Here is a 26,274-nt window from a genome sequence, read left to right as displayed (position 1 = left end):
CCCTAACACCCAAGGCACGCCTATCCCGCACTCACATAGGGAGCCTGCCTCATGCGCCTTCTCACCCTCGCCGCCTTAGCGGCCACCCTCGCCTTCTTTGCCGCCCCCGCCAGCGCTCAGACCGAGTCCGAACCCGCCTGCACCGCCGGTGACGCAGAGGCCTGCTTCTACACCGGCGCCGAATACGCCCAGGGCATCGGCGCCCCGGAAGACAAGCAGAAAGCCGCCTCCTTCTTCCTGAAATCCTGCGACATGGGCATCCCCGATGGCTGCACCACCACCGGCTATTTCTATACCAACGGCGATGGCAACGTGCCCAAGGATGTCGTCAAGGGCGTCGAGTACATGGAGCGCGCCTGCGCGATGGGGCATGTCGATGGCTGCGACAAGAGTATCGGCCACCGCCTCAGCGCCACCTCGCCCGCCCATGATTTCACCAAGGCCGTCGCCACCGCCAAGGCCGCCTGCGAAGCCGGCGTGGAAAACCCCTGCTTCTGGGGCCTCTACTGGGGCTGGGATGGCAATGAAGGCAAATACCCCGCGATGATCAACATGGCGAACGCCGGCTGGTTCGCTGAGCGCACCTGCAACAAGTATCACGACGAAATGGGCTGCAGCGTCGCCGCCCGCGTCTACGCCGATCCCGGCGCGCCCACCTTCGACGCCCAGAAGGGCCTCACCTATTCCCTGATCCGCTGTGACGAACAGAACAGCGGCGGCGACTGCCGCAATGTCGCCGGCGTCTACCTGGACATCGAGGAGTATGAACTCGGCGCGCTGTATCTCCGCCACGCCTGCAACAAGGGCCACACAGACTCCTGCGACCGCGCCACCGAATGGGAAACCTACAACAAGGAACTGGCCGAATACGAAGCCTGGATGGCCGAAATCAAGGCCATGATCGATACGCCGCTGGCCGAAGGCCGCTATGGCGATGCCGTCAGCGCCGCGATCAACTCGGCCGGTTCAAAATCCCTTGCCGAGAGAACCATTCTCGCCACCAAGGCCGCTGGCCGCATGGATCAGGTCTCCACGACCGACCTCTACGCCGCCGCCCTCTGGTTCCAGTCTGGCCCCGTCCGCGCCGCCGCTGATGCCGAATTGTCCGCCCGCGGAACAGGCCTGCAAGGTACCTTCGGCACCGGTACCAACGAGCCCGGCATGGCCGACGCCCGCTGGAAAGAACTCTACGGCGCCTCCGCCCCGCGCTACACCTCCAGCAGCCCCTCCTTCTCGCCCCCGCCGATGAAAAGCGCCTCGCAGATCTCGGCGGAAACGAAAGCGAAATACCGCTACGCCCACTGCACCATGAGCGGCAGCAACACCAGCGCCAAGGTCTGCCGATAGGCGGCTCGGTTAATCCCCTCCTGCGCCGCTACGCGCGGGGGGACCACCCCTCCAGTCTGACCCCACGCCCTCAAAACAATTGACACGAATAATGTCATATGCTCCAACCTCCCCACAAAAAACACCCGTGGGAGGGGCATATGCGGATCGTGAAATGGGCGGTTATCGCACTGGCCGTCAGTGTCCTGGCGCTGCTGGCGGCGCGGCAGGTTTTCGCGGTCCAGATCGGCGAGGCGGTCTTCCGCCGCGCCGTGGCTGATAATGTTGGGAAAGACCCCTCCGCCGCCCTTCCCGATGGCCTCCACCTTTATCTCTGCGGCAGCGGATCACCCTTACCGGACCCTGCCCGCGCGGGGTCCTGTATTGGCGTCTTGGCGGGTGATCGCGCCTTCATTTTCGATGTTGGCGGCGGCTCCATCCGGCGGCTCACACGCATGGGGTTTCCCACAGGCCGTACCGAAAAGCTCTATCTAAGTCATCTGCATTCGGACCATTTTGACGGCCTTGGCGAACTCATGGTCGGCGCCTGGGTCGGCGGCAGCCGGTCCACGCCCCTGCCCGTCGCGGGTCCTATCGGTGTTGCCGAAATCACCGATGGCTTCAACGCGGCGTACCGTATCGACAGCACCTACCGCATGGCGCACCACGGCCCTGCTGTTGCCAACCCCGCCGGCTATGGCCTTGCCCCGGAGGTAATCGACCTACCCTCCGGCCCCGGCGCCCGCGCCGTGCTGCTGGATGAGGGCGACCTTCAGATCACCGCCTTTCTGGTCAATCATTCTCCGGTCGAGCCGGCCTATGGCTTCCGTATCGATTACAAAGGCCGATCGGCCGTCATCAGCGGCGATACGGTGTATTCGGACAATCTTGTCAGCGTGGCTGAAGGTGCCGATATTCTCTTCCATGAGGCACTGAACGCGGAAATGGTCGCCGCCATGTCGAAGGCGGCCGGCGAGGCGGGCGCCGCCCCGCTGTCAAAGGTGTTTGCCGACATTCTGGACTATCACGCGTCTCCAATGGACGCCGCCCGCGCCGCTGAGGCTGCCGGGGTAGAGCGGCTGGTGATCTACCATATCGTTCCGCCGCTCCCGTCGAAGCTGCTCTACCCTGTCTTCCTGAAGGGCACGGGTGCGGCCTATTCCGGAAAGATCGATATCGGCGAGGACGGTACGCTCTATTCGCTTCCGGCTGCCGGTGGGTTGAACAAGAAAACCGTGACCAGGTGAGTACCCCTGATAGCTTGGTACTGACCGGATTTGTCCGTATCTGTCCGGAACTGTCCTCAAATTGACACGTTACCCGCGCAAGTAGGGCTATCCTTGGGAAGCCTGAAACAAAGGGAAATCACATGACCAGCCTCCGCCTCCTTGCCCTGGCTGCCGCCAGCGGAATCATTCTCGCCGCCTGCGCGCCCCCTGCCGAACAGACCCCCGCCGCAGAGCCTCCGCCTGTTCCGGCCGCAGAAGGCGACATGGCCGTAATCCCCGAATCGGCCCCGACGCCCGAAGCTGCTCCGGCCGAAGAATGCGCCGTTCTGGACTCGCGCGACTGGGAAGCCTGGATCGACCGAATGCCCGGCCCCGACGCTTCGCCAACAGTGCATGTCATCGGCAAGGTTGATGTCAGATCAGGGGGATATACCTTCAATTGGGAGGTCGGGCCGATGGACCGCTCAATGACCCCCGCTCTCAACCTGAAACTCATCCCGGTCGCGCCCACAGAGCCCGCCACGATGGCCATCGCCACCGAGGAAGTCCACTATACCGGCCCCCTCGCCGGCAGCAGCTATAGCCGCGTGACCATCACCTGCGGCGGCCAGACCCTCGGCGAAATCTCCGAGGTCACCGACGCGCACTAACCCTCCGGCCCCAGGCCTCGCCGGCTCAAACCAGCGAGGCCTGTCCCGGTGCTGTCTCGGCAAGGGTAAACCCGCTCTCGCCATGTACCGCCAGCTGGCTGAGCCGCGCACGATCGAGAATATCGATCCGGCTGCGGGAAATGCGGATTACATCCGCCTGCTCCAAATGCTGCAGAAGACGGTTGGTCCACTGGCGCGATGCCATGATCGACAGGGCGATCTGATCTTGTGTCACCGGGCTGATGAAGGAGGATGTCGCCCGCCCACCATGAGGCTCGCTCGTCAGATCAATCAGGCGCCGCGCCAGCCGCTGCAGCGGCGTAAAGGCAAGGCTTTCCACCACCTGCGAATAGATCGCCCGGATGGAGGCCATCTCCGGCAATACGAAGCGGCGGAAGTTCTCGGCGTCTGACAGGAACAGCCGCTTCACCGCCGCGAGCGGCAGATGCATCACTTCGCAAGGCTGGCTGGCGATCACGGAAAAGGTGTAGGGCCCCTCGTCAACGCAGGCAAGAAAGCCCGTCCAGTCGCCCGGTCGATAAACCGCCACCAGAATGTCGAGCCCGGCAAGCGTTGTACCGATGATCTGGGCTTCCCCGCCCACCAGGCCATAGATACCGCTGGGGGGATCTCCCTGCCGGAACACATGCTTGCCCCGCCGCAGCTTCTGCCGCGTAGCGTTTTGCAAAATCTCTTCCTGCAACGCCTCCGGCAAAGCCGAAAACCATCGGCCCCGCTGCAGGTCGATCGTACTGGTTGTCTTCATCGGCGATACCTCCCCAGTATGCGCCAGTCTGTTACCCTCAGCGGAGAGATTAGCAGCTTCCACCGGCATGGAAACGGCCTTCCGCACCCAGCCAGCCGTGTCGTAGAGTAAGAGGACGTCAGGCTTGCCATAATGCCGCCTTGCTGATGCCATCCCTTCGGGGAATCTGCCGCAGCGGCAGGCGCAAGCCGGTCCGGATATCCGGCAAGTTGATCCGAAGGGAGGCCTGAATGGCATATGGAAAATTCTACAAGGCGGCGCTCGTACCGCTTTTTCTCATCTCGGCCGCGCCCATACTCAGCGCCTGTCAGACACCGCCCACGGCCCTGTCCCCGCAAGAGGAAGCCGCCGTGCTGACCGTGACCGGTTCTGCCACCTATCGCGAGCGGATGGCCGCCCCTAAGGGCTCTGTTCTCAAGGTGGAACTGTCAGACACCTCCCGTGCCGACGCGCCCGCCATTTCGCTGGCAGACTGGTCGGACAGCCTGGATGATGGCGGCGTGCCGAAAAACTTCATTCTGCGCGTCAATCAAACACTCGACCCGCGCTTCACCTACACCCTGCGCGCCACCGTCACCGGGCCGGATGGCACCCTCCTTTGGACCACCGATACCGTTCACCAGATTGAGGCTGTCAGCGGCAGCGTGAATGCCGGAACGTTGGTGATGGTGAAGGTCGCGCCCGCGCCCGCCGCTCCGTCCCCTGAAGCGCCCGCCATACTGAAACTGACCGGCAAAGACTACCGCATATCCGCCATTGGCGGTCAGCCAGTCTCCGGCCAGCGCCCGATGACTGTCAAATTCGGTGAAGATGGCCGGGTCGGCGGCTTTGGCGGCTGCAACACCTATGGCGGCAGCTTTGGCGAAAGCGATGGCAAGATAACCTTCGGAGACCTCATCTCCACCATGATGGCCTGTCTTGATCCCAGAGCGGGCGCGCAGGAAGGCGCGCTTTACGCCGCCTTCAAGGGTACAGCCACCTTTGCCCCCGGCGCCGACGGCAAAGTCATCCTCACCGGTGAGAATGGCACCGAGATAGAACTGACTCCCTCCGGCCTCAAACCGCTGGCGGGCACCCGCTGGCAGGTCGAAACAACGGGGGGCACCGCTGTTGTCGCCGGCAGCGAGCCGCAGATCAATTTCGAGGCTGACGGCAAGATCAATGGCACCACTGGCTGCAACCGCTTCTTCGGCGGTTATGCGCAGACGGGCGCCGAGCTAGCCTTCACCGGGGTTGGTATGACCAAGATGGCCTGCATGGCAGACGGTGTGATGGAGCAGGAATCTGCTTTCGGCGCTATCCTCTCAGGCAAGACCGAAGGAAGCATCGATAGCTTGGGGAACCTCGTTATCCGGGGTGAAGATGGCGTCTCCTTCACGGCCCGTCCGCTTCCGGCTGAAGGCGACGTCGTTGAGGGCGACCCCGCCACACTCGGCGGCGGTGCCTGGACGGTGGAAGACCTCAACCGTGGCGGAGTGATCGACAACACCGTCCTTACCCTGACATTTACTGAAGACGGTAAGGTTTCCGGTTCCACCGGCTGTAACAACCTCAGCGGCAGTTACACCGCCACCGGCACAAGCCTCACCTTCTCGCCACTGGCCATGACACGCCGGGCCTGCCTTACGCCGGCGTTGAACAATCAAGAAACGAAGTTCACCGCCGCCCTGCAGGGCGAAATGGCCTGGCGCATCACCGCTGATGGCGCCCTCGAACTGACGCGCGAAGGCGGCCACCGCGTGCTTCTGCGGCGTTGAAACTGAAGCAGAGGCGCGGCCTTATCCCCCGATCGGGCCGCCGCCCTGTTTCGTTACGACGACCACGCTTGGGCGCGGCGGCATGGCAGGCTGGAAGTCCGGCCAGCGCGTGCCGGGCGCCTCGTAAGTGGCGCCATCCGTATCTCCCGGATGCTGGACTGCCAGGAACAGGGCTTCGCCTGTCTCGTTAAAGCGAGGGCCGCACATTTCAGCGCCCACGGGACAACGGAAGAAATGCCGCCCTGTGCCGCGCCGCTCGCCCTCCGTCTCCAGCGCCCAAAGGCCATCGGCCGCGCCGGAATCTTCGTTGCCGTCGGTTGAAACCCACAGGCGCCCTTGCGGATCAATGGCGCAATTGTCCGGGCTGGCAAACCATCCATTATCTGTAGTCAGAGGGTTCCAGAGCGCGCCAACAGGCGCAATGGAGGGATCGCCGCAGCGCACCAGAATTTCCCAGCGCGAGGTTTCGGAGGTGAAATCTCCCTCCGGTTCGATGATCTCGATGATATGGCCAAACCGGTTTGAAGCGCGCGGATTGGCGGCGTCCACCTGCGCTTCCGTGCGGCGGTCATTATTGGTCAGCATGACGTAGACGCGACCTGTCTTGGCATTGGGCTCCACGTCCTCAGGCCGGTCCATGGGCGTGGCGCCCAGAAGGTCACCCGCCCGGCGCGTTTCGATCAGAACGTCCGCCTGCGAGGCAAAACCATTTTCTTCCGTCAGCGGACCGGTTCCATAGACCAGCGGCAACCACGCCACCGTGCCATCGGCATCAAACCGCGCCACATACAGCGTGCCCTCATCCAGCAAGTCGCCATTCACCGTCCAGTTTCCAGGCTCAAACTTCCCCTTGGTCACAAATTTGTAGACATAATCAAATCTCTGATCATCGCCTGAATAGACCACCACGCGGCCATCAGGTGCTACAACGCTTTCGGCACCCTCATGCTTGAACCGGCCCAGCGCGGTGCGTTTGCGCGGAACATGGTTGGGATCCGTGGGATCAACCTCAACGATCCAGCCGAAACGGTTGGGCTCGTTGGGCTCCTTGCTGACATCGTAGCGGTCGAAGAAACGGCCCCATTGATACCAGCCGGAGGGAACGCCATAACGCTTGTGATTCTCTGCCTCCGGATGATTTTCCGGCAGCTCGCCGAGGAAGTTCCCGTTGAAGTTCTCCTCCGCCATAAGATATGTGCCCCATGGCGTGATGCCGCCAGCGCAGTTGTTCATTGTTCCGGAAACCACCACGCCGGTAGGGTCTTCCGTCGTCTGAAGACGTGGGCTTCCGGCAGCTGGCCCGCTCACTCTCATTTTGGTCGTATCAGCCGTAATGCGCCTGTTGTAATAGGAGTCTGTTACCGGCTTCCACACGCCGTCTTCCTTGCGGATTTCAACGACGGATCCACCATGGGCCGCCATTTCGATTTCGCACAGCTCCCGCGTCATCGATGCAGGATAGCCAGCCGCCACACCCGGCAGCATGATGTTGGTCGAGGTATATTCGTGATTGACGCAGAGTAGAGCCCGCTCGCGCCCCTCGCTGTCGGCCTCCAGCGGAACATAACCGATGAAGTCGTTGTTGTACCCGAACTGCCGGCGCTGAGCCTCAGCCGTCTGGTTAGCCGGGTCGAATACCGGGCTGTCAGCAAATAGCGGGTCTCCCCAGCGGATCAGCACATCGGCCCGGTAACCCTCCGCGACATGATGCGTCTCGTCCATGCCTCGAGCGATTTCGTCGAAGCGAAAAGCCGGTATGTCTGCGCTGACCGCCTCCCGGCTGCCAACCGGGCCTGGCGCCTCGCCGCCGCGCGTACATCCGGCCAGCGCGAGGCCAGATACCGCGCCTAGCCCACCCAGAAAGCCGCGCCGAGACAGCCGGTGGCCGATCACATCGCCGATAGTGGCCACACCTGCGGCAATGCGGGGGTTTACGGGCTTGTTCTCGCTATCGTCCATCATCGCCATAGGGGCGGCCTCCTTCTTGTGCATGTTCCCCCGCCATAGGACAGTTTTGTAACAGAGGCATGGCACTGGGTGAAAGGACGGCTGGACTGAGCGTGCGGACGCGCTAAGGGTGCAGAAGGCATACCCGCGGGGGCAAGACCACATGTCCGACAAGGCCATCATCGGCATCGACCTGGGCACAACCAATTCACTTGTGGCAGTATTCGAGGCGGATGGCCCAACACTGGTGCCAAATGCGCTGGGCGAGGTGATGACGCCGTCTGCTGTGGGTTATGGCGATGACGGCGCCGTGCTGGTGGGCCGCGCCGCCCGTGACCGGCTACTGACCCATCCAGATCTCACCACCGCCCGCTTCAAGCGCTATATGGGCACCAATCATGAAGTGAAGCTGGGCAAGAAATCCTTCCGGCCGGAAGAACTTTCCGCCCTGGTTCTCCGCAGCCTGCGGGCCGATGCTGAAGCTCATCTTGGGCGGAAGGTGGAAGAAGCGGTCATCTCCGTGCCTGCCTATTTCAACGACATCCAGCGCAAAGCCACCATCACCGCCGCTGAATTTGCCGGGCTGAAGGTCAACCGCCTCGTCAACGAGCCGACCGCCGCCGCCCTCGCCTATGGCCTTCAGGACAAGGAAGCTGAATCCACCTTCCTCGTCGTCGATCTCGGCGGGGGCACCTTCGATGTCTCGATCCTCGAGATGTTCTCAGGCGTGATGGAAGTGCGCGCCTCGGCCGGTGACGCGTTCCTCGGCGGGGAGGATTTCACCGACGCGCTGGCGACAGAACTCGGCCGCCAGTTGGGCATCCAGCCCAAGGATGTCAGCCGCGAGGAAGGTGCCCGCCTGCGCGCCCTCGCCAACCGGCTGAAGCACCAGCTCTCGGAAAAAGCCGAGGCCACCGGCGAATATGTGATCAAGGGCGAGGCCCGCCCCGTCTCCATCTCGCGGGAGAAGTTTGACGAGATCACCGATGAGCTTCTCAAACGCCTGCGGATGCCCATCCAGCGCGCCATCTCTGACGCGAGCCTCCGGGCGGACGACCTGCACCGCATCATCACTGTCGGCGGCGCCACCCGCATGCAGGCCGTACGCGGGCTGATCACACGCCTGTTCAAACGCTTCCCGGAACACTCGATCGATCCCGATCATGTCGTCGCCCTTGGCGCAGCGGTCCAGGCCGGTCTCGCCGCCCGCCATGCCGCGCTTGACGATGTGGTGATGACAGACGTTTGCCCCTTCACCCTCGGCTACGAAGTCTCCGTGCCGCTGGGGCCGAACCAGTGGGAGCCGGGCCATTTCTCGCCGCTGATCGAGCGCAACACGGTGGTGCCCGCCAGCCGCGCCAACGAAATCAGCCCGCTGGAACAGCACCAGCGCGAGATCAACCTGATGATCTATCAGGGAGAAAGCCCCTTCGTGCGCGATAATGTGCGCATCGGCCAGCTGCGCGTGCCCCTGCCGGCAGACCTGAAGGCCGACAAGACGGTGGAGGTGCGCTATACCTACGATACTTCCGGCATCCTTGAGGTCGAGGCCACACCGGTGGCCACGAAGAAAACCCTCCGTCTCGTGATCGAAGGCACACCCGGCACGATGACCCGCGCCGAGATCGACAAACGCCTCAAGGAACTCGCCGCGTTGAAAATCCACCCGCGCGACGAACAGGAAAACGCCGCCATCATCGCCCGCCTGCGCGCGGCCTATGAAAACAGCCTCGGCGAGCTGCGCCAGCAGATCGGCCACATCCTCGCCCAGTTCGAAGCGGTGCTGCACACCCATGACAAGCGCCAGATCCAGGACGCCCGCGCCCAGATCGAAGAAATCCTGAGCCGCGTCGAGGGCGAGGATGTCTTCTGACCCCTTCACCCTCCTCGGCCTAGATCGCAAAACCGCCACCGAAGCCGACATCCGCAAGGCCTATGCGGAGCGCCTGAAGGTCACCCGGCCCGAAGATGACCGGGCGGCGTTCATGGCCCTGCGCGAGGCTTTCGAGCGCGCGCGGCAGGAGGCGCGCTGGCGGGCAGAATATCCCGCAGATTATGAAGAGGATGATGAGGACGCTGAAGTCGAAACCGGAACGGAGGCCTGTTCTGATCCGTCAGGGGACGGACACAGCGAAACGCTGACAGAACAGGCGTCAGATACGGCTACCCGCACTGCCCCGCTGGCCCCGAACGCTGAAGATGACCAAGATGCAGATTTCGATGAAGAAGAAGAAGAATACGTCCCCACCGATTTCGACCGGCGCATCGACGCGGCCATGCAGAAGCTGCACGAGGCACTGATCTCCCCCTGGGGTCCGCCCTCGCGCGCCGATCTCGACGCGCTGTTCAACGCGCCGGATCTGGAAGGCATCGATGAATACCGCGCCCTGCAATGGCAGGTGCGCAACTATCTCTGCCATGCAACCGGCTATTATGCGCAGTCGGGAAATGTGCAGCTGCCTGCCTGGCTGACCCTGCGCCTCTTTGATGATCTCGACGCCCAGTTCGGCTGGGTGCGCCAGCCTTCCAGCCACCCGGCTGAGCGGCACATGAACGCCTGGCTGCGCCGGGTGCGCGAAAGCATCGAGTGGCACGAAACGCCCCAGGAAGTGCGCAAGCAGCGCGAGCTCGACCGCCTGTTGGGCCGGACGCCGGAAAACCCCAAGGGCACATCAGATGGCAGCAACACCTGGCTGTATATCGGCGCGGGCATCCTGCTTTTCGTGGTGCTGCGCGCGCTGACGGGCTTTGGCGGCTGACGCAGGGTGACGGCTGTTAGCGGCTGAAAATCGCGGTTAGTTTCTCTCATCGGACGAGAAATGACGGGCAGAGATCCCGCATCCGTACCTGGGAGGAATAACACATGGCTGACGACGCCGCCCTTGATCTGGGATTTGACCCCAACCAGCTGCGCGACCGCTACCGGGCCGAACGTGACAAGCGCCTGCGCAGGGATGGCAATGAGCAATATGTGAATGTTGCCGGCCAGTTCGCCCATTATCTGGAAGACCCGTATACGGAGCGCGTCGCCCGCGCGCCGGTGACCGATCATGTCGAGGTGGCCGTGATCGGCGGCGGCTTTGGCGGGCTTTTGTCTGCGGCGCGCCTGCGCAAGGCGGGCTTCAAGGACATCCGCATGATCGAGACCGGCGGCGATTTCGGCGGCACCTGGTACTGGAACCGCTATCCCGGCGCGGCCTGCGATATCGAGAGCTATATCTACCTGCCTCTGCTGGAAGAGACCGGGTATATTCCAAAGGAAAAATACGCCAAAGCGCCGGAAATCCTCGAGCATTCGGCCCGCATCGCCAAACACTTCAATCTCTATGAAAACGCACTTCTGGGCACGTGCGTGACCGGCATGGAATGGGATGAGGACCGCAAGGTCTGGATCATCATGACTGACCGGGACCACCGCTTCACCGCGCAGTTCGTCATCATGTCCAACGGCCCGCTGAACCGGCCGAAGCTGCCGGGCATTCCGGGCGTTGAAAGCTTCAAGGGCCACAGCTTCCACACCAGCCGCTGGGATTATCAGTATACGGGCGGGGACAGCACAGGCGGCCTCACCAAGCTGAAGGACAAGGTCGTCGGCATCATCGGCACGGGCGCGACCGCCGTGCAATGCGTGCCCCATCTCGCCGAAGGCGCCAAGCATCTCTACGTGTTCCAGCGCACGCCTTCTTCAATTGATGTGCGCAATGACCGGCCGACCGACGTGGAGTGGGTAAAGAGCCTTCAGCCCGGCTGGCAGCGCCGCCGCATGGAGAATTTCAACACGCTTGTTTCCGGCGGGTATGAGCCGGAAGATCTGGTGCAGGATGGGTGGACGGACATCATCCGCAACATTCTCTTCATCGCCAGCTCCGGCGACAAGAAGGGGCTCTCGCCGGAGCGTCTGGCAGAACTCGCCGAACTCGCAGACTTCAAGAAGATGGAACAGGTGCGCGCCCGCGTCGACGAGGTTATCAAAGACCCGGAAACCGCCGCCAAGCTGAAACCCTGGTATCGCCAGTTCTGCAAACGCCCGTGCTTCCATGATGCGTATCTCAATTCCTTCAACCGGCCGAATGTGACGCTGGTAGACACTGGCGGCCAGGGTGTTGAGCGGATCACGGAGGATTCGATCATTGTCGATGGCATCGAATACAAGATCGACTGCCTCGTCTATGCCACCGGCTTTGAAGTGGGCACGGACTATACCCGCCGCGCGGGGTATGATCCTGTCGGCAAGGGCGGCGTGACCATGAAAGATCATTGGGCGGACGGCATGCGCAGCCTGCATGGCCTTGCCGTCAATAACTTCCCCAACATGTTCCTGATGGGGCCGGGCCAGGCCGGCTTCACCGCCAACTACCCTCACCTGCTGGACGAGCAGGCCGAGCAGATCGCCTACATCCTCTCCGAAGTCTCTGCCCGCCAAGCTGGGACTTTCGAGGCAAGCCCGGAAGGCGAAGCCGCCTGGGTGCAGCAGATCGTCGAGAAAGCGGTGATGCGCCAGCAGTTTCTGGAAGAGTGCACGCCGGGCTACTACAATAATGAAGGCAAACCGAGCGACCGGGCCGCGCAGAACAACTCCTATGGCGAAGGCCCCAACGCCTATTTCCGCATCCTGAAAGCCTGGCGGGACAGCGGCGAGCTTGAAGGGCTGGAGCTCAGCTAACCCCCTACTCTTCCACCAGAGACACCAGCAGGTCGCCCTCGGCCACCTGCTGGCCTGCTGCGGCGTGAACCGCTTCGACTACACCATCGCGCGGCGCGGCGAGGGCATGTTCCATCTTCATGGCTTCCAGAACGGTCAGCGTGTCTCCGCGCGTCACCACGTCGCCCGCTTTCGCCGTGATGGTCAGCACCTTGCCAGGCATCGGCGCCTTCACGGCATTGCCGCCCAGCGCGGCGTCGGCATCGGCGCTGTATTCGGGGATCGTTACCAGAAACGTGTCGCCGCCGCAGGTAACGGCATAGCGGCGCGGAGAAATATCCGTCACCAGAGGAAATGGAACATCCTCCGGCATCGGAATGCCAGCCTCCACCATCTCCGCCTCGCCATCAGCGGCCAGAACAATCGTGCGGCGCGGCGCGGCGTTCAGGCGGAAACCGTCATTGATCGACCAGGGGGAAAGGCCGGGCGCCTCATCCAGCACAAGGCTCGCCACTGCGTTCAACGAAGCCTCGCGATGTTCCTCCGGCACAGCGGCCAGCGCGTCAAGATTGTCGCCGATCCAGTTCACATGATGCGCACCGGTCTGAAACGCATCCGACATAGCGCAGCGACGGAGGAAACCGGCATTCGACGGCACGCCCGCAAGTTGCGTATGCGCTAGCGTATCCGTCAGGCGTTCCAGTGCCTCGTCCCGATGATCTCCGTAGACGATCAGCTTGGCGATCATGGAATCGTAATTGGACGGCACGCGGTCACCGGTCTCAAAACCGGTATCCCAGCGGATGATGTCGCCATCGGGCTCATTCAGCAGGCCGAACTCGAGGATCACGCCTGCGCCTGGACGGAAGCCTTCTGCCGGATCTTCGGCGCAGATGCGCGCTTCGATGGCATGGCCATTCAGCGCGATCTCGTCCTGCGCCAGCGGCAGCGTGCCGCCCGAAGCGACGATGAGTTGCCACTCCACCAGATCTTGCCCGGTGACCATCTCCGTCACGGGATGCTCCACCTGAAGCCGCGTATTCATTTCCAGGAACCAGAACGTGTCCACCGCTAGAGGCTTTGATCCGTCCACGATGAATTCCACCGTACCGGCACCCTGATAGCCAACAGCCTTGGCGAGCTTTACCGACGCCTCTGTCATCGCCTTGCGCACGTCTTCGGGCATGCCGGGCGCGGGTGCTTCTTCGAGCACCTTCTGGCGGCGGCGCTGCAGCGAGCAGTCCCGCTCGAACAGGTGCACCACATTGCCGTGGGCATCGCCAAACACCTGTACTTCGATATGGCGCGGCTGCAGAACCAGCTTCTCCAGCATCACGCGGCCATCGCCAAAGGCGCTTTCCGCCTCGCGCACGGCGCTGATGAGTTCGGCGTCCAGCTCAGCCTCTTTGGACACCTGCCGGATACCGCGTCCACCGCCGCCTGCGACCGCCTTGATGAGCAGCGGATAGCCGATCTTCGCGGCGGCCTTCTTCAGCGTGGCAATGTCCTGCGCCTCGCCGCGATAGCCGGGCAGCACGGGCACGCCCGCCTCCTCGGCAATGCGCTTGGCCTCATCCTTTGGCCCCATGGCGCGGATGGCGGACGCCGGCGGGCCGACCCAGATCAGCCCGGCCGCGACCACAGCCTCGGCAAAGGCAGCGTTCTCGGAGAGGAATCCGTAGCCGGGGTGGATCGCATCAGCGCCCGTTTCCATCGCGGCGGCAATGATCGCTTCGGCACGCAGATAGCTCTCAGGCGCAGGCGCCGGTCCGATGCAGACCGCCTCATCGGCTTCGCGCACATGCTTGGCGGCGCGGTCCGCCTCGGAAAAGACGGCGACGGTCTCGATGCCAAGCTCGCGGCAGGTGCGGAAAATACGGGCGGCAATCTCGCCCCGGTTAGCGACGAGCAGCTTGGTTATGGTCACTGGTCTTGCCTCCCCGGCCCCAGTGCACGCTGGCTACCAGGACGAAACTGATGATCATCAGCAGATACCATGATCCGAGCTTCGATAAAGACACCATTTCCCAGCCATTTTCTTGCCCCGGATAGGTCCAGGCGCGTGCAAATGTTCCAAGGTTCTCGGCAAACCAGATAAACACTGCCACCAGAAAAAAGCCGATCAGCAGCGGCATCGGCCTGTGGATTTCATCCGGCCGGAACCAGACCAGCGTGCGCAGGTAGATCAGCGCGGTGGCGGCAAAGAGGCCGTAGCGGATGTCTACTGTCCAGTGATGCGCAAAAAAGTTCACGTAGATCGCCAGCGCCAGCAGGCCCTGCAGCCAGAGCGGTGGAAACCGCGTGAAGCGGAACTCAAAGATGCGCCACACGCGGGCGAGATAAGAACCGACCGCCGCATACATGAAACCCGAAAACAGCGGCACGGCGCCAATCCGCAGGAAGCTCTCCTCCGGATAGATCCAGCTGCCGGCGCCGGTCTTGAACAGCTCCATGACCGTACCCACAACATGGAACACGAAGATCACCCGCGCTTCTTCCCAGGTTTCCAGGCCGCTGAGCAGCAGCCCAGCCTGCAGGGCCACCGCCGCAATCACCAGGAAATCATAGCGCGAGAGCGCCGCCCCCTCCGGATAGAAAAAGTGCGTGAGGAGCAGCAACCCCAGCATTGCCCCGCCAAACAGGCAGGCCCAGGCCTGCTTGATGCCGAAACTGACAAACTCGAATACACCAAGGCTCCACGGCCCTTTCACATAACGCGCACGCAAGCCCTCCCGCGCGGCGTGGAGGCGGGCGCGAAGGCGGGCGGCGTGGGAAACGTTTCCATCTGGCGTCATGGCTGTTTCCCTTCGCGGCAAACCGGGGCGGCAACATGGCAGCCGGAGTACCGGATGACGGTAAATTTCTGGCTTTGTGGGGCCCGCGCAATCGCGTAATGCTTAACCGGTCTGAAACCAAGGGGGACCCCATGGCCTACAATTCCGGAACCGGGCTCGCCAGCCTGGCAGGCGTCATCGGCGGCGGCATCGGCGCCTATCTCGGCTATAATCAGGGCCTCGTGACGGACGGCATTTCGCCGATACAGGGCGCGCTGATCATGGGCGCCATCGGCCTCGTTATCGGCAGCGCAGGCGCTTTCATTCTGAAATCGCTGATGCAGTTTATTGTCTACATCATCATGTTCGCGCTGCTGGCGTACATATTCCGAGGACAGATAGAAGCGCTAACCGGGGTCAATCCGGTCACGGCGCTTGAGGTCACGTTGAGCAATTTCGGCCTCAATGTAGACCTCTCCCCCGACTGACGAGGGCGCCCGGTCACCTCTTCCAGGAGGGGGCGCGCTTTTCGAGGAAAGCGGCGATGCCCTCCTTCCCCTCTTCGGAGACACGGCGCGCCGCGATCCGCTTGGCGGTGGTGTGCATCAGAGAAGTATCGATTTCCATTCCGGTGACATCTACGACCAGTTGCTTGGCATCGGCCACAGCCCCGGGAGCAGCCGAGAACACCAGCCGCGCTATATGCTCCTGAAGCTCGCCCATCTTCACGTCGTCTTCGGCCACATAATGCACCAGGCCGATTTTCTCCGCATACGCCGCATCAAAACCATCCGCCGTCAGAAACAGCGCCTTCGCCCAACGCGGGCCAATGGCCTGCACTACAAAGGGGCTGATGGTGGCCGGCGTGAGACCGAGGCGCACTTCGGAAAAGCGGAACTGGGTACCCGCCTTGGCAATTGCCACATCGCACGCCGCCACGAGACCCGCGCCCCCGCCCATGGCCGCGCCCTGCACCAGCGCCAGTGTCATTTGCGGCATCTCATAGAGGCGCCGCAACATCTCGGCCAGGCGCAGCGCGTCCGTCTCATTGTCGTCACGCGAATGCAGCGCCGCGCGCTTCATCCAGTTGAGGTCTGCGCCCGCAGAAAATGAAGGCCCCTCACCACGCAGGATCATCATGCGAATGGTCGGCTGTTCCGAAATCATCGTGAACACATCCGTCAACTCGGCGATCAGTTCGGCATTGAAGGCATTATGCACATCAGGCCGGTTCAGCGTAACGACCGCAAGCCCCTCTTCCGTGGCTTCAAACCGGATCAGATCATATTCTGAGTCACGCATTGGGATTTTCCTGTTTCAACTTTCTCTGGCCACCCTGCGATAGTGGCTGGACGGGCGCAAGGCAGGCTTCTCGACAAGGTGCCACAGCGCGAAGCTGGCGGCGAGGGTCAGCGCTGTCGCAAGGGCAAGGTAAGCCGCAAGTCCCAGGCTGGTAGCCAGCCCGGCGGCGGCGAGGGCCTGCAGGATCGGAAAGTGGGTTATGTAGAGCCCATAGCTGACATCACCATAGCGCGCCACATTGAGCTTTGGCCCCGGCGCCCAGGCAATCGCGCCGATGACTCCGGCCAGCGCGAAAGCTCTCAGCGGCTCCAGAAACGGATAGAGAAAACTTGCTCCGAGAAGTGCCGTGCCGCACAGCGCCAGCGCCGCCCAGCGCCCTTGTATGCCGGGGGAAGCCTTCCAAAGCGCAATGCCCATGGCGAAAAAGGCCATCTGGCCCGGCAGCTGGCGCCCCAGCTCGGGCCCATACGCGCCCGGCGCCAGTTGCGGCACAAAATAGGCCCATGCCTCCCCGGCCGCGTAAATCACCGCGATCAGAACCCACCAGAACGCCCCAAATCTCCTCAGCACAAGGAGGATAATCGGCAGGGCGATATAGAACATCACCTCGATTTTCAGCGTCCACAGCGCGCCGTTCACCTCCGGAAAACGGTTACCCTCAAACAGCCCCGGAAGCGTGGGCGAGAGAAAATTCAGGAAGACAAGATTGGCCCCCAGATAGCTCGCAACGCCCTGAACATCCCGCATCATGGCAAGGCTGATCGCCGCCGGCACAAGGATGATCGCCGCATAGGCGGGATACAGGCGGCGGGCTCGTTTGCCCACATAATCCAGAAGGCTCGAGGCACGCTCAAAAGAGCCTGCGACCAGCAGACCAGAGACAATGAAGAAGCCCTGGATCGACAATTCGGCAATATGGGAAAGCGACCACTCCAGCGGCCCGAAGGGCTGCGCCGCGCCGATCGCAGTGCCATGATAGACGAACACACCGGCAGCGAGCGCCAGCCGGATGAAATCAAATCGATTCGCCGTCTCGGGCATGGGTGGTACACTCTTACGCAGCGTTTCGGCGGCGCAAGAAGCCGCTGGTTCCCCATCGACTTCAGCCGGGGGGAAATGTCCAGTAGCTGCGTTGGGAAGCTGGTCCATTCCTGAGGAAAACCCGCACCCGCCAACGCGACGAAGGCCTGCCTCTCAAAGAGAGACAGGCCCTGTCATGACGCTGAAAGGTCATGTCATATCTGAAGATCGAGACGGATGGGATCTTCAGACTGGTAGGATTACCAGTTGGTATCACCCGTGGAGTCGGCTTTGTCGGCTTTGCGCTCAGCCTTCATCGCTTCCCAGTCGGCTTCGGTGATCTGGCCGTCCATACCGGCAGCTTCCTCGAACTTCGCGGCAGCTTCCACTTCGGTATATTTGCCGTCAGCGGTCTTGTGAGCGATGAACTCCGAAGCGCTGATCACGCCATCGGCATTTGTGTCAACGTCGGCAAACGTCGTCTTTTCATCGGCGTAGGCGCCCATGGCACCAACAAGAGCAGCAGCGGAAATCAGGGTTACGCGGATCATGTGTTTCACTCCTTTGACTGACACCGGGTTGGCCGGCGCCTTGCATGAAGGACGCATGAACGCGAACATCGATCCGTTAAAAGCCTGTCAGTCTGAAGGCTATTTTGTGGCAGGATTAACGCCTCTGCAGTCTATGCTGCAGAATGCCCGAGTTCCCACATCTGGCTTTTCCAGGCATGGAACCGCTCAGACGAGACATCCGCAGCCCCACCAAGGATGGTATGGCGAACCGGACGGAAGCCGGAAAGGCCCAGAATCCCGCGCTCAAGTGCCTTCAGGCTGCCCGCATCCATGAGCACGCGGTAAACCGAGCCGGGCATTCCCATGGTGATCACGACACGCGCCGATTTGCCCGCCATCATCTGGCGCGGCCAGTTCCCCGCTTTCTCCGGATCTGCCACAAAGAACCCGCCTCGCGCCGCCTGCTCGAAGAAGGCCCGCAACTTTGACGGCATCCCGCCCAGCCAGAGCGGAAATAGGATGACGATATGATCAGCGGCCGTGATTTTCTCCCGCTCGCTCAGGATCGGTTCAGAGGGCGGGGTGAGGAAATCCTCATTCTTTTCCAGATGCGGGATCTTCAGTTCCCAGATGTTGATGCGGGTGACCTCATATCCCGCCGAAATGGCGCCCTCGGCATAGGAGGCCGCCAGCGCGCGGCAAAGCCGGGCGGGGTCCGGGTCAGGATGTCCGTCGATGATGCAGATGGTCTGGGTCATGACTGAGCCTCCTCTGGAGACAAGCGCTACCCGCAAAATCCGCTCAGGTTGATAGGTAGGTGTCCTTATACATCTTTCCGGACCTTCAGAACACGGGGCCCCGTCCTCCCCATGAGGGAACATGCGCGCACACTCCGCGTTGGGCAGGGACATCCCAAGGAGAGCGATATGGCCAATCTGAAGAAATTTGAACAGAATCCGCAACGCCAGCTGCTGGAAGAAATCAAGGGTAGCCGGTGCGTCATGCTGGGCTCGCCCGATCATGATCAGCATATGCAGCCGATGGCGCCGCAGGTGGATGAAGAAGCCGGCATCATCTACTTCTACTCAGACAAGACCAGCGAACTTGGGCAAACAGTCCTCCAATCGCCCGGCATGGTCCATATGTGCCACATCGACAGCGACTATCAGGCCTGCGTGCGCGGGGAACTTGCTCCGCACCATGACAAAGCCACCATCGAGAAATTCTGGGGCCCAATGGTCGAAGCCTGGTATCCCGACGGCCCTGAAGACCCCAAACTCATGATGTTGAAATTCGTGCCGCATGATGCTGCGCTCTGGGCATCGGACAAATCCGCCCTCGGCGTGTTCTTTGAAGTCACCAAAGCCAACATCACGGACGAGCAGCCAGACCTTGGCAAGAGCAAGCACGTCCAGCTCTGAACCAAGCAGGCACCCTGCCCTTTCAAAAGCGCCCCTCCCGCAGACATGCGGCGAGGGGATCGCTTACATCCGGAACACACCAAACCCGCGCTCGCCAAACGGCGCGTTGAGGCTGGCCGAGAGCGCCAGCCCCAGCACGCGCCGCGTGTCGGCAGGGTCGATGATGCCATCATCCCACAGCCGCGCGGTGGAGAAATACGGATTGCCTTCGGTCTCGTAGAGATCGCGGATCGGCTGCTTGAAGCTGTTCTCCTCTTCCGCACTCCATTGTCCGCCGCGCCGCTCGATGCCGTCGCGCTTCACCGTCGCCAGAACGCTCGCCGCCTGCTCGCCGCCCATCACGGAAATCCGCGCATTCGGCCACATGAAGAGGAAACGCGGTGAATAGGCACGCCCGCACATGCCATAATTACCCGCGCCAAAGCTACCGCCAGTCACCACGGTGAATTTCGGCACGCTGGCCGTGGCCACCGCCGTCACCATCTTGGCGCCATCCTTGGCAATCCCGCCGGCTTCATATTTGGAGCCCACCATAAAGCCGGTGATGTTCTGCAGGAAGACGAGCGGAATGCGCCGCTGATCGGCCAGCTCGATGAAATGCGCCGCCTTCTGCGCGCTTTCGGAGAAGAGGATGCCGTTATTGGCCAGGATCGCCACCGGCATCCCATAGATATGCGCAAAGCCGCAGACCAGCGTTTCGCCATAGAGCTTCTTGAACTCGTGGAATTCTGATCCGTCCACCGTGCGCGCAATCACTTCACGCGCATCATACGGCTCGCGCACATCCTGCGGCACCAGCCCATGCATCTCGCGCGGATCATAAAGCGGCTCTGCCGGCGCCTGAATTTCAAATGGCTGCGGCTTCGTCTTTGCCAGCGTACGGACAATTGAGCGCACGATGGACAGCGCATGGGCATCATGCGCGGCATAGTGGTCCGCCACGCCCGAGCGGCGGGCATGCACATCCGCCCCGCCCAGATCCTCCGCTGAAATCTCCTCGCCCGTCGCCGCCTTCACCAGCGGCGGCCCGCCCAGAAAGATCGTGCCCTGCTTGCGCACGATCACCGTTTCGTCGCTCATGGCGGGCACATACGCGCCCCCGGCAGTGCAGCTTCCCATCACGGCGGCAATCTGAGGAATGCCCTTCGCGCTCATCTGCGCCTGATTGTAGAAGATGCGGCCGAAATGCTCGCGGTCGGGAAACACTTCAGACTGATGGGGCAGGTTCGCGCCGCCGCTGTCGACGAGGTAGATACACGGCAGATGGTTTTCCATTGCCACTTCCTGCGCCCGCAGGTGCTTCTTCACGGTCACCGGGAAATAGGCCCCGCCCTTCACCGTCGCGTCATTGCAGACGATCAGGCACTCGCGCCCTTCCACCCGGCCCACGCCCGTGATCAGGCCCGCGCCCGGCGCCTCGCCATCATACATGCCATGGGCTGCCAGCGCGCCGATCTCCAGGAACGCGCTGCCCGGATCGATCAGCCGCTCCACCCGCTCACGCGGCAGCAGCTTGCCGCGCTCTGTGTGGCGCCTGCGGCTGTCTTCCGGGCCGCCGAGGGCAGCCTCTGCCGTCTTTGCGCGCAGCTCCGCTACGAGCTTTTCCATGGCCGCGCGATTTGCAGCGAATTTGGCGCCGGAAACATCCAGCGCAGATTTCAGGACCGGCATGGGCCCTCCCTTACTTTTCGTTGCGGCAGGATTAACCGCCCGGCTTCGGGCTGTCACCCGTTGGTAAACTCTTTTGTGCTAGAGGTCTTGCAGCTGCCCTCTCGAGAGTTCAGGTAACACCGGCATGTTCGGCCTCCTACGCAAGGAAATTACCCCCGATCTGAAGACGATCCCTCTTCTGAAGGACGTCTCCCAGCGGGCTATGCGCTCCGCCGGCAAGGAGGCCCGCTGGTTCGCCCTGCCCGCCGGCCAGCCGCTGTTTCTGGCTGGAGAGCCGGCTGATTCCATCTATTTCGTCCTGTCGGGCGCGCTCGGTGCCTTCGGCGCCAAAGGCGAGTTCGTCGGCCATATCCGCCCCGGCGAGCCAGTCGGCGAGATGGCTCTGTTCCTGGGCGGTGTAGGCAGCAATACCGAGGGCGAAGGACAAGACAGGCCCCATTCAGGCTCGGTCTATGCCCTGCGGGATTCTGAGGTCATCGCCCTGTCGCGGGCAGGCTGGAAGCTGCTGGTCAAGTCAGAGCCCGAGCTTCTGGAAGGCATGATCCGCATCATCCTGCGCCGTCTGGGCAGGGGGGATCAACGCACCGGCGAAGCCGCCCCCAAGGTTTACACCCTCCTCTCCACCTCCCCCACCATCGACCTTGGCCTGCGCGCCCGGGCGCTGAAATCCGCTCTTGCCCGCTTTGGGAAGCGGGCCGTCATTGTTGAGGAGACCGAAGGGAGCGAAAAGCCCGCCGCCTTCTTCGACCAACTGGAAACCGAGTATGACGCGGTCATCCTGATCGCCGCGATCGGCGACACGCCCTGGTTCCGCCTGTCAACGCGCCAGGCAGACCGGATCTGGGTGCTGGCCCGCTCTGATGCGCGCCCGTCTACCCCGCTGATGCCCGAAGACACTTCTCCTGCCCAGCGCCTCAAGCTCATCGACATTGTCCTCATCCATCCGGGCGCGGAGCGCCGCGCCTCCCGTCCGCAGGAATGGCTGCAGGCGGCAGGGGCGAAGCGCCTTTTCCACTGGCAGGGCGATAATGGCGCCGATGCCATGCGCCTGGCCCGCATCATGACTGGCCGGTCTGTCGGCCTCGTACTCTCTGGCGGCGGCGCGCGGGCCTACAGCCATATCGGCGCCATCCGCGCCATCCGTGAACTGGGCATCCCGATAGACTTTGCCGGCGGGGCCTCCATGGGGGCGGTTGTCGCCGCCTGTGTCGCCATCGGCTGGAGTGACGAGGAAATCGACCGGCGTATCCGCAAGGCCTTCGTCGAAACCAATCCCCTGGGCGACTATACTCTGCCCGTGGTCGGCATGGTGAAAGGCAAGCGCGTCAACCAGCGCCTGCAGGAACACTTCGGCGAGATTGACATCGGCGACCTGCAAATCCCCTTCTTCGCCCTTTCCACCAACCTCACCGACGGTCAGGCCAAGCTGCACCGCTGCGGTCTGCTGCGCACAGCCCTGCGCGCCACCATCTCCCTGCCGGGCATCCTGCCGCCCTTCGTCGAAGGGGAAGATATCCTCGTCGACGGCGCCGTACTCGACAATTTCCCCGTCGAATCGATGCGGGAACTGCATCAAGGCTTTGTCATCGGCTCGGATGTATCGGCCATCCGGGATGGTCTGAACCGGGAGGAATTCGTCCATCCCGAAAATTTCTGGCAATGGGTGTTCAAGCGCGGTTTCTCGTCTCCGCCACCAATCGCCGGCCTCCTGATGCGCGCCGCCACCATCCGGGATGACCGTCTCACCCCGCGCGACAAGGCCGACATTCTGATTCTGCCGGAACTGCCTGACATAGAACTGCGAGACTGGAAAGCTTATGAGGCTTCTGTCGAAGCTGGCTACAAAGCAGCCATGGATGCCCTGAAGGGCCACGAGATCCTGAGTCTCTGCTGCCCCGCCTGAAGCAAAACCACGCCCCAAAAGCGCGAAATATCAACGCTCCGTTAAGCTTGTACGCTGATGTTTCCTTAAAAAGAAATAGATGGCCTAAGGATTCGCTCGATGGATGCACGTCTGTTTGACCTGCTGCCAGTTGTCGTTTGTGAAATTGCTCCGGTGCGTGACGAAAATGGCGCGATCATTGATCTTCAATGGATCGACGCCAACCGCTTGATGAACGAATCAATCCTGCCGGGGGGCGGCAGCGTCGTCGGTATGCGCGTCTTCGAGTTCGACCCCGCCTATCGGGAGTCTGAGATGACGAAAAACGTCATCAAGGTGATCGAGACCGGTGAGCCGATCACTTACATGACCGGCCATGGCCGCGCCGCGAAGATGCTCGGCAAGGTGATGAAAACCGTCATCACGCCGACGGAAAATGGCGCCCTGGCCTGTTCCCACGAGGTTACAGAACTGGCTGAGGAACGCGACGCGGCACAGAAGCGCTTCGAGCTTGCCCGCGCCGCCTGCGATCATGCCATCCACGGCATCGTCATCACGGACCGAGTGAGCCGCATCCACTACGTCAACCACGCCATCTGCGAACTTCTTGGCTATTCGGAAGAAGAACTGCTCGGCAATGATGTCGGCATCCTGTTCGGCGTGAAAATCTTCGAGCCGCAGAAATCCCTCGGCAACAAGGTCGTCTCAGACATCGAAGATGGCAAGCTGATCCGTCATGTGTCCGACGCCGAGGCCTTCACGCAGAGCGGCGAGAAGATCCGTGTGCAGGCCTCCACATCCAGCGCCCGTTGGGGCAGCGACGATGAGATGGTATTCATCACCTATATCCGCGATGTGCGCGAGGAACGCCGCAAGGCCCACGAACTGCGGGACGCTCTCAACCGCGCCGAGCAGGCCACGCGCCTCAAATCGGAATTCCTGGCCAATATGAGCCATGAAATCCGTACACCTCTGAACGGCGTCCTCGGCATGGCGCAGGTGCTCGCACATAGCAAGCTGACGGAGACGCAGGCCGAACAGGTCGGCGTCATCCTCGACAGCGGCAATACGCTGATGGTGCTGCTGAACGACATTCTGGACCTGTCGAAGATCGAAGCCGGCCGGATGGACCTCTCCCCGGTGCCGGGCGATCTGCGCCACAAGCTCAGTGGTCTGTTCAAATTGCATGAAGCCGCCGCCCAGGAAAAGGGCATCAATATCCGCCTGTTTGTTGACCCCAGCGTACCCTCGCGCCTGATCTTCGATCCGGTACGCGTGCGCCAGTGTGTCGGCAATCTGGTTTCCAACGCCATCAAGTTCACCAGCCAGGGGGAAGTGATGATCGTGGTCACTTCCGAACCGCAGGAAAATGGCGCCCACCGCGTCGTCATCCACGTCTCCGATACCGGCGTCGGCATCGCGGCAGACAAGCTGGACCGCATCTTCGAAAGCTTTGCCCAGGAAGATGGCTCCACCACCCGCAAGTTCGGCGGCACAGGCCTTGGCCTGTCGATTACCCGGCGCCTCGCCCGCATGATGGGCGGCGATGTTACGGCCGTCAGCCAGGCAGGCCGCGGCTCCATCTTTACACTGAAGTTCATGGCCCAGCCCTCCACCATGAGCGTGGGCGACACATCCAACATGGTACACATGCCCGTGCGCACGCCTCGCACCGGCCTTACCGGCTGCCGCGCGCTGGTGGTGGACGATAATGGCATCAACCGCCGCGTCGCCCGCTCTTTCCTGGAGTATTATGGCATCGTCATCCGCGAAGCCTGCGATGGCAACGAAGCCCTCGAGATCATGAATCGCGAAACCTTCGACATTGTGCTGATGGACATTCACATGCCGGGTCTTGATGGTGACGAAGCCTTCAAGCGGCTGCGCACTTCGGGTAGCCTCAATCGCCTCGTCCCGGTGGTCGCACTGACCGCAGACTCGATGCATGGAGACCGGGAGAAATACCTCGCCAAGGGCTTTGACGGCTACGTCTCCAAGCCTATCGAGGAGCGCACGATGATCACTGTCATCAGTCAGATTCTTTCCGTCCCGGCGGAGGAAACAGAGGCCCTTCTGGCGGCAGGCTGACGCTGCGGCCTGACGTGGCGTGAGCTCAACAAAAGGCTCACCCGTCCGTAGACGGCCGGACGAGCGTGCCTATACTCTCCGTGAAGACCCACCGCTTCAGGTATATTGGGGAGAGCAAGCCATGGCCAAGTCGCTGAAAGTTCACAAATCCGTCGGCGAAGAATACCTCGCCACCGCAAAGCAGGGCAGCGCTGTGCACCGCTATCCCTTCCCGCCGGAAATGGTGTGGAACGCGCTGCTCGACGCCGAGACATGGACCCTGTGGCTGCCCATCACGAAAGTCATCTGGACCAGCCCCAAACCCTGGGGACCGGGCACCACGCGCACGGTTGAGATCGGCCAGCAGAAAGTAGAAGAAACCTTCTTCGCCTGGGAAGAAGGCCGCCGCATGGCTTTCCGCTTCGAACGCTCCACCCTACCCGTCTCAGCCGCAGTGGAAGATTACCGCGTCGTGCCCGTCGAGGGCGGCTGCGAAATGCGCTGGTCCGGCAAGGCCAGCGCGCCTCTCTTCCTCGGCGGGCTCATCACCGCCCAGCTCACCAAAGGACTCCTCCAGGGCCAGCCCAAGCTGGAAGAGCTCATCGCCGCCGACCCGGACAAATACAAATAGCCTTCAGGGCGCCGCCGTTTCCGCCTGCGGATCAGGGCGGCAAGCAAAACTATATGCTTCTGAATAGGGCTTTTCAAAGCAAGCAATGAGCCCTTCAACGACGTCCAGGTTGACGGGCCAGACAGGAGGTGGCTGGTCGGGATAGTTCGCCAAAAAATGCTCCACACCCTTTTTAAAGCCTTCCGGCGCCGGCAAGGCGGCGAGTCTGCTCCTGGCGGCAAGCAACCCGTCATAGTCTCTGGCAAAAAAGGCAAGCTCGGCCTCGTGATAAGCCTGCATCTCCGGCGAGAGGGCAAAGCCCAGAACATCTCTGGCAAGATCCGCCGCAGCGCCATACTGCCCTGCCGCACCACGCAACTGCATCTCGTGATGCATCAGACTCAACCGTTGGCCATCCACCTTCATTGTACGGAATTTATGGATCAGGTCTGCCGTCTCGGCTTCGCAACCCGGCGTGCTTCCCAGTATGCGCCAGCCACCCTCAAGGTCCTGATCGAACGCTTCAAAATCAAGGCGCATCATCTCGCTGAAATCGTAGCTGCAATCAGCTACCGCTTCAGCCCTTACTGGCGCAGCAGCCGGTGCCGGCTCGTCTGCATGTGCACATCCGGAAGCAACAAAGCAGAGCCCGACTACAAAAGTGCGCATATTACCCCCCCCTCTTTCGACTAAGCGTA

At 62.1% G+C, this 26,274-nt stretch carries 22 protein-coding genes; 12 read left to right on the top strand and 10 right to left on the bottom strand.

Annotation, left to right across the window (positions count from 1 at the left end):
- The first annotated feature begins 51 nt into the window (after positions 1-51).
- The 3 genes from HPO_RS08265 to HPO_RS08255 all read left to right on the top strand — a co-directional run bounded on the left by HPO_RS08265 (position 52) and on the right by HPO_RS08255 (position 3,205).
- Positions 52-1,347, top strand: a complete 1,296-nt coding sequence (locus HPO_RS08265) for a tetratricopeptide repeat protein (protein ID WP_035596919.1) — start codon at positions 52-54, stop codon at positions 1,345-1,347.
- Positions 1,348-1,487: 140 nt separating this feature from the next.
- The gene (locus tag HPO_RS08260; RefSeq protein ID WP_035596916.1) at positions 1,488-2,573 is read left to right on the top strand and encodes an MBL fold metallo-hydrolase; all 1,086 of its coding nucleotides are present in this window, start codon (positions 1,488-1,490) and stop codon (positions 2,571-2,573) included.
- Between the two features lie 122 nt (positions 2,574-2,695).
- The gene (locus tag HPO_RS08255; protein ID WP_035596913.1) at positions 2,696-3,205 is read left to right on the top strand and encodes a hypothetical protein; all 510 of its coding nucleotides are present in this window, start codon (positions 2,696-2,698) and stop codon (positions 3,203-3,205) included.
- A gap of 25 nt (positions 3,206-3,230) precedes the next feature.
- Here the strand turns inward: HPO_RS08255 and HPO_RS08250 are convergent, their stop codons facing one another.
- Positions 3,231-3,971, bottom strand: coding sequence for a Crp/Fnr family transcriptional regulator (locus tag HPO_RS08250; RefSeq protein WP_035596910.1), 741 nt, complete (start codon positions 3,969-3,971; stop codon positions 3,231-3,233).
- Positions 3,972-4,201: 230 nt separating this feature from the next.
- Here HPO_RS08250 and HPO_RS08245 point away from each other — a divergent pair, with 230 nt between their 5' ends.
- Complete coding sequence (locus HPO_RS08245) at positions 4,202-5,728, top strand: META domain-containing protein (RefSeq protein ID WP_035596907.1); 1,527 nt, start codon at positions 4,202-4,204, stop codon at positions 5,726-5,728.
- 21 nt (positions 5,729-5,749) lie between these two features.
- On the opposite strand, the gene HPO_RS08240 is transcribed toward HPO_RS08245, so the two are convergent.
- A complete protein-coding gene (locus HPO_RS08240) occupies positions 5,750-7,720 on the bottom strand; it encodes a PhoX family protein (RefSeq protein WP_241767884.1) in 1,971 nt (656 codons plus the stop codon).
- 118 nt (positions 7,721-7,838) lie between these two features.
- Here HPO_RS08240 and HPO_RS08235 point away from each other — a divergent pair, with 118 nt between their 5' ends.
- The 3 genes from HPO_RS08235 (at position 7,839) to HPO_RS08225 (ending at position 12,338) form a co-directional block, all read left to right on the top strand.
- Entirely contained in the window at positions 7,839-9,548 is a 1,710-nt protein-coding gene (locus HPO_RS08235; RefSeq protein ID WP_035596901.1) for a molecular chaperone HscC, read from the top strand.
- A complete protein-coding gene (locus HPO_RS08230; protein WP_035596898.1) occupies positions 9,538-10,434 on the top strand; it encodes a J domain-containing protein in 897 nt (298 codons plus the stop codon). The genes HPO_RS08235 and HPO_RS08230 overlap by 11 nt, the downstream gene beginning before the upstream one ends.
- Positions 10,435-10,538: 104 nt before the next feature.
- Complete coding sequence (locus tag HPO_RS08225; RefSeq protein WP_035596896.1) at positions 10,539-12,338, top strand: flavin-containing monooxygenase; 1,800 nt, start codon at positions 10,539-10,541, stop codon at positions 12,336-12,338.
- Between the two features lie 4 nt (positions 12,339-12,342).
- On the opposite strand, the gene HPO_RS08220 is transcribed toward HPO_RS08225, so the two are convergent.
- Complete coding sequence (locus HPO_RS08220) at positions 12,343-14,244, bottom strand: acetyl/propionyl/methylcrotonyl-CoA carboxylase subunit alpha (RefSeq protein ID WP_035596895.1); 1,902 nt, start codon at positions 14,242-14,244, stop codon at positions 12,343-12,345.
- The gene (locus HPO_RS08215; RefSeq protein ID WP_051612445.1) at positions 14,216-15,112 is read right to left on the bottom strand and encodes a DUF817 domain-containing protein; all 897 of its coding nucleotides are present in this window, start codon (positions 15,110-15,112) and stop codon (positions 14,216-14,218) included. The genes HPO_RS08220 and HPO_RS08215 overlap by 29 nt, the downstream gene beginning before the upstream one ends.
- A 131-nt stretch (positions 15,113-15,243) precedes the next feature.
- Between HPO_RS08215 and HPO_RS08210 the strand changes: the two genes are divergently transcribed.
- Positions 15,244-15,579, top strand: a complete 336-nt coding sequence (locus HPO_RS08210; RefSeq protein WP_035596893.1) for a hypothetical protein — start codon at positions 15,244-15,246, stop codon at positions 15,577-15,579.
- A gap of 13 nt (positions 15,580-15,592) precedes the next feature.
- Here the strand turns inward: HPO_RS08210 and HPO_RS08205 are convergent, their stop codons facing one another.
- The 4 genes from HPO_RS08205 to HPO_RS08190 form a co-directional block, all read right to left on the bottom strand.
- Positions 15,593-16,393, bottom strand: a complete 801-nt coding sequence (locus HPO_RS08205; RefSeq protein ID WP_035596891.1) for an enoyl-CoA hydratase-related protein — start codon at positions 16,391-16,393, stop codon at positions 15,593-15,595.
- A gap of 15 nt (positions 16,394-16,408) precedes the next feature.
- Positions 16,409-17,434, bottom strand: coding sequence for an acyltransferase family protein (locus HPO_RS08200; protein WP_035596888.1), 1,026 nt, complete (start codon positions 17,432-17,434; stop codon positions 16,409-16,411).
- 239 nt (positions 17,435-17,673) lie between these two features.
- Positions 17,674-17,964 carry a hypothetical protein gene (locus HPO_RS08195; protein ID WP_035596885.1) on the bottom strand — a complete coding sequence of 97 codons (291 nt, stop codon included), beginning with the start codon at positions 17,962-17,964 and terminating at the stop codon, positions 17,674-17,676.
- A gap of 131 nt (positions 17,965-18,095) precedes the next feature.
- Positions 18,096-18,683, bottom strand: a complete 588-nt coding sequence (locus HPO_RS08190) for an NAD(P)H-dependent oxidoreductase (protein ID WP_035596882.1) — start codon at positions 18,681-18,683, stop codon at positions 18,096-18,098.
- A 168-nt stretch (positions 18,684-18,851) separates the two neighbouring features.
- On the opposite strand from HPO_RS08190, the gene HPO_RS08185 reads away from it, so the two are divergent.
- Positions 18,852-19,346, top strand: a complete 495-nt coding sequence (locus HPO_RS08185; RefSeq protein ID WP_035596879.1) for a pyridoxamine 5'-phosphate oxidase family protein — start codon at positions 18,852-18,854, stop codon at positions 19,344-19,346.
- Positions 19,347-19,409: 63 nt separating this feature from the next.
- Here the strand turns inward: HPO_RS08185 and HPO_RS08180 are convergent, their stop codons facing one another.
- A complete protein-coding gene (locus HPO_RS08180; protein WP_035596876.1) occupies positions 19,410-21,017 on the bottom strand; it encodes a carboxyl transferase domain-containing protein in 1,608 nt (535 codons plus the stop codon).
- A 124-nt stretch (positions 21,018-21,141) separates the two neighbouring features.
- Here HPO_RS08180 and HPO_RS08175 point away from each other — a divergent pair, with 124 nt between their 5' ends.
- The 3 genes from HPO_RS08175 (at position 21,142) to HPO_RS08165 (ending at position 25,597) form a co-directional block, all read left to right on the top strand.
- Complete coding sequence (locus HPO_RS08175; protein ID WP_035596873.1) at positions 21,142-22,920, top strand: patatin-like phospholipase family protein; 1,779 nt, start codon at positions 21,142-21,144, stop codon at positions 22,918-22,920.
- A 99-nt stretch (positions 22,921-23,019) separates the two neighbouring features.
- On the top strand, positions 23,020-24,987 hold the full coding sequence (locus HPO_RS08170; RefSeq protein WP_035596871.1) for an ATP-binding protein: 1,968 nt from the start codon (positions 23,020-23,022) through the stop codon (positions 24,985-24,987).
- Positions 24,988-25,108: 121 nt separating this feature from the next.
- Positions 25,109-25,597 carry an SRPBCC family protein gene (locus tag HPO_RS08165; RefSeq protein ID WP_035596868.1) on the top strand — a complete coding sequence of 163 codons (489 nt, stop codon included), beginning with the start codon at positions 25,109-25,111 and terminating at the stop codon, positions 25,595-25,597.
- A 3-nt stretch (positions 25,598-25,600) separates the two neighbouring features.
- Here the strand turns inward: HPO_RS08165 and HPO_RS08160 are convergent, their stop codons facing one another.
- Positions 25,601-26,245, bottom strand: coding sequence for a hypothetical protein (locus HPO_RS08160; RefSeq protein ID WP_157532745.1), 645 nt, complete (start codon positions 26,243-26,245; stop codon positions 25,601-25,603).
- Positions 26,246-26,274: the final 29 nt, after the last annotated feature.

Source organism: Hyphomonas polymorpha PS728 (assembly GCF_000685315.1).
Taxonomy (GTDB): domain Bacteria; phylum Pseudomonadota; class Alphaproteobacteria; order Caulobacterales; family Hyphomonadaceae; genus Hyphomonas; species Hyphomonas polymorpha.
Note: the sequence above shows the minus strand (reverse complement) of the source record. Positions and strands in the feature narration are given on the sequence as shown.

Coding starts and splice junctions, on each gene's coding strand:
- HPO_RS08165 (WP_035596868.1), top strand. CDS start 25,109: ATGGCCAAGTCGCTGAAAGTTCACAAATCCGTCGGCGAAGAATACCTC.
- HPO_RS08250 (WP_035596910.1), bottom strand. CDS start 3,971: ATGAAGACAACCAGTACGATCGACCTGCAGCGGGGCCGATGGTTTTCG.
- HPO_RS08255 (WP_035596913.1), top strand. CDS start 2,696: ATGACCAGCCTCCGCCTCCTTGCCCTGGCTGCCGCCAGCGGAATCATT.
- HPO_RS08175 (WP_035596873.1), top strand. CDS start 21,142: ATGTTCGGCCTCCTACGCAAGGAAATTACCCCCGATCTGAAGACGATC.
- HPO_RS08260 (WP_035596916.1), top strand. CDS start 1,488: ATGCGGATCGTGAAATGGGCGGTTATCGCACTGGCCGTCAGTGTCCTG.
- HPO_RS08180 (WP_035596876.1), bottom strand. CDS start 21,017: ATGCCGGTCCTGAAATCTGCGCTGGATGTTTCCGGCGCCAAATTCGCT.
- HPO_RS08190 (WP_035596882.1), bottom strand. CDS start 18,683: ATGACCCAGACCATCTGCATCATCGACGGACATCCTGACCCGGACCCC.
- HPO_RS08195 (WP_035596885.1), bottom strand. CDS start 17,964: ATGATCCGCGTAACCCTGATTTCCGCTGCTGCTCTTGTTGGTGCCATG.
- HPO_RS08200 (WP_035596888.1), bottom strand. CDS start 17,434: ATGCCCGAGACGGCGAATCGATTTGATTTCATCCGGCTGGCGCTCGCT.
- HPO_RS08160 (WP_157532745.1), bottom strand. CDS start 26,245: ATGCGCACTTTTGTAGTCGGGCTCTGCTTTGTTGCTTCCGGATGTGCA.
- HPO_RS08170 (WP_035596871.1), top strand. CDS start 23,020: ATGGATGCACGTCTGTTTGACCTGCTGCCAGTTGTCGTTTGTGAAATT.
- HPO_RS08210 (WP_035596893.1), top strand. CDS start 15,244: ATGGCCTACAATTCCGGAACCGGGCTCGCCAGCCTGGCAGGCGTCATC.
- HPO_RS08215 (WP_051612445.1), bottom strand. CDS start 15,112: ATGACGCCAGATGGAAACGTTTCCCACGCCGCCCGCCTTCGCGCCCGC.
- HPO_RS08245 (WP_035596907.1), top strand. CDS start 4,202: ATGGCATATGGAAAATTCTACAAGGCGGCGCTCGTACCGCTTTTTCTC.
- HPO_RS08205 (WP_035596891.1), bottom strand. CDS start 16,393: ATGCGTGACTCAGAATATGATCTGATCCGGTTTGAAGCCACGGAAGAG.
- HPO_RS08265 (WP_035596919.1), top strand. CDS start 52: ATGCGCCTTCTCACCCTCGCCGCCTTAGCGGCCACCCTCGCCTTCTTT.
- HPO_RS08240 (WP_241767884.1), bottom strand. CDS start 7,720: ATGCACAAGAAGGAGGCCGCCCCTATGGCGATGATGGACGATAGCGAG.
- HPO_RS08235 (WP_035596901.1), top strand. CDS start 7,839: ATGTCCGACAAGGCCATCATCGGCATCGACCTGGGCACAACCAATTCA.
- HPO_RS08225 (WP_035596896.1), top strand. CDS start 10,539: ATGGCTGACGACGCCGCCCTTGATCTGGGATTTGACCCCAACCAGCTG.
- HPO_RS08230 (WP_035596898.1), top strand. CDS start 9,538: ATGTCTTCTGACCCCTTCACCCTCCTCGGCCTAGATCGCAAAACCGCC.
- HPO_RS08185 (WP_035596879.1), top strand. CDS start 18,852: ATGGCCAATCTGAAGAAATTTGAACAGAATCCGCAACGCCAGCTGCTG.